The organism is Myxococcus xanthus, from assembly GCF_013116825.1.
Lineage (GTDB): Bacteria > Myxococcota > Myxococcia > Myxococcales > Myxococcaceae > Myxococcus > Myxococcus xanthus_B.
The window spans coordinates 1-2127 of record NZ_JABFNS010000273.1; the positions used below are offsets into that span (position 1 = coordinate 1).

Here is a 2127-nt window from a genome sequence, read left to right on the forward strand (position 1 = left end):
GGTCTGGGGGCGGCGGTCGCATCGGCGGGGTTGCTGGCGCTCCCCATCGCGGGGACGTCGGGCGCGGGTGTGCGTCAGTCCCTGGTGGGCAGCGAGCTGGGGTATCGGCTGGAGCTGCCCCCGGGGTGGGGACAGCTGACGCGCGAGCAGCTCGCACCGCACCTGGTGCTGGCCGCGTCCACCCTGCAGGGGGGCGGCGTAGGCTTCGGCGATACGGCGCAGGGGCGTTATGGCCTGCTCTGGGTGGAGCGCGGCACGGGCAAGGCGGCGGCCGTGGGGTGCAAGGGGTTGTTCCAGGCGCTGGGCGGTGCGCTGGGGGAGGCGCTGTCACTTCCCGCGCCTCCGGCGTTGGGGAGCAGGGCCACCGTGCATCCGCTGCGCACGCCGGGGGGCGCGGAAGGCACGCTGGCGTGCGGGGTGCTGGCGGACGGGCGGCTCGTGGGGCTGGTGGTGGTGGCCGCCCAGGCGAGTGGCGGCGCGGACGAGGTGGCCTTCACGACGGTGGGCGCGGGACTCGCCTTGCAGTAAGGGGCTCATCGCCATGAACGTTCAGGTCCTCTTTCACGACAGCTGCTTCGACGGCGCCGCGAGCGCGGCCGTGTTCTCCCGCTTCTACCGGGAGCGCATCCGTCCGGACGCGGCCTTCCGGTACCTCGGTCTGAACCACAAGCCGGGCGCCGAGGGCATCGACCCGGCCGTGTTCTCCGGCGAGGAGAATGTCATCGTCGACTTCCGCTACAGCCAGGACGCGCGGCTGACCTGGTGGTTCGACCACCACGCCTCCGCCTTCCAGCAGCCGGGGGACGAGGCGCACTTCCGCGCGGACACCAGCGGGCGCAAATTCCACGACGCACACCGCAAAAGTTGCACGAAGTACCTGGCGGACGTGGCCCGGGAGCGCTTCGGCTGGGATGCGTCGCCCATGGCGGAGCTCATCCACTGGGCGGAAATCATCGACGGGGCCCAGTTCCCCTCGCCGCAGATGGCGGTGGCGCTGGAGGAGCCCGCGCTGCGCATCATGACGGTGCTGGAGGCCAACAAGGACCCGGGTCTCATCCCGGAGGTCATCCGCCGCATGCAGTCCGAGTCGCTGGCGGACATCGCCGCCTCGCCGCTCATCGCCACGCCCCTGGCGCCGCTGCTGGCGCGCCACCAGTCGAACATCGAGCTGGTGCGTGCTCGGGCGCGCTACGAGCGAGGCGTCGTCTTCTTCGACCTGGTGGACGAGGGCGTGGACAGCCTCAACAAGTTCATCGCCTACGCGCTCTATCCGGACGCGCGCTACACGCTGTGGGTGGGGAAGGGCGCCTCGCGGGCCAAGGTGTCCATCGGCTCCAACCCGTGGAAGCCGGAGCTGCGGCGGCACGATTTGTCCGCCATCGCCGGGCGCTACGGCGGCGGTGGGCACCCGGTGGTGGCCGCGGTGAGCTTCAAGGCGGACCAGGCCGACAAGGCGCGCGCCGCCTACGCGGAGATTCTGGCGGAGCTGTCCTCCGACGCGTGACGGCGCGGGCGTCAGCGGCGCTCAGAAGAACCGGAAGCCCGCCTCCCGCAGCAGTCGCACCACCGTCACCATGGGCAGGCCCTGAACGTTGGAGCGGTCGCCGTCGAGCCGCTCCAACAGGGCCTGTCCGGCGTCCTCCACGCGGTAGCTGCCGCAGCAGCCCTCCCATTCGTTCAGGTCGAGGTAGCGCTCCAGCTCCTCCTCCTTCACCGGGTAGAAGGTCAGCCGGGTCGTCTCCACTGCATCGAGCACCTTGCCTCCGGGGCCCACCAGGCACACCCCGGTGTGGATGGCGTGGGTGTGGCCCACCAGCTTGCGCAGTTGCTCGCGCGCCGCGTTCCGGTCGACGGGCTTGGAGAGGACTTCGCCCGCCACCTCGACGAGCTGGTCCGCGCCCAGCACCCAGGTCTCCGGGTGCCGCTGATGCACCGCGCGGGCCTTGCGTGACGCGAGCTCCCGCACGGCCTCCGTCACGGACAGGTGTGGGGCTACGACCTCGTCCACGCCGGGGGCCTCGGCGCGGTAGGGGAGCCGCAGTCCATCCATCAGGGCCCGTCGGGCGCTCGACGTGGAGGCCAGAATCAATTCGCTCATGGGACGGGCAACCTAATGCAGGGCGGGGC

2 protein-coding genes and 1 pseudogene are annotated in these 2127 nt (G+C 71.4%); 2 read left to right on the forward strand and 1 reads right to left on the reverse strand.

Features of this window, described 5'->3' with window-relative positions; genetic code table 11:
* Both HNV26_RS37195 and HNV26_RS37200 read left to right on the forward strand, forming a co-directional pair.
* Positions 1-528 (forward strand): annotated as a pseudogene (locus HNV26_RS37195) (zinc ribbon domain-containing protein); the annotation flags it as partial.
* Positions 529-541: 13 nt separating this feature from the next.
* Entirely contained in the window at positions 542-1504 is a 963-nt protein-coding gene (locus HNV26_RS37200; RefSeq protein WP_171445582.1) for a DHH family phosphoesterase, read from the forward strand.
* Positions 1505-1525: 21 nt separating this feature from the next.
* Here the strand turns inward: HNV26_RS37200 and HNV26_RS37205 are convergent, their stop codons facing one another.
* Positions 1526-2098 carry a Maf family protein gene (locus HNV26_RS37205; protein WP_171445583.1) on the reverse strand — a complete coding sequence of 191 codons (573 nt, stop codon included), beginning with the start codon at positions 2096-2098 and terminating at the stop codon, positions 1526-1528.
* Positions 2099-2127: the final 29 nt, after the last annotated feature.

Excerpts from the sequence above, each read along its gene's own strand:
- HNV26_RS37205 (WP_171445583.1), bottom strand. The coding sequence starts at position 2,098 with ATGAGCGAATTGATTCTGGCCTCCACGTCGAGCGCCCGACGGGCCCTG.
- HNV26_RS37200 (WP_171445582.1), top strand. The coding sequence starts at position 542 with ATGAACGTTCAGGTCCTCTTTCACGACAGCTGCTTCGACGGCGCCGCG.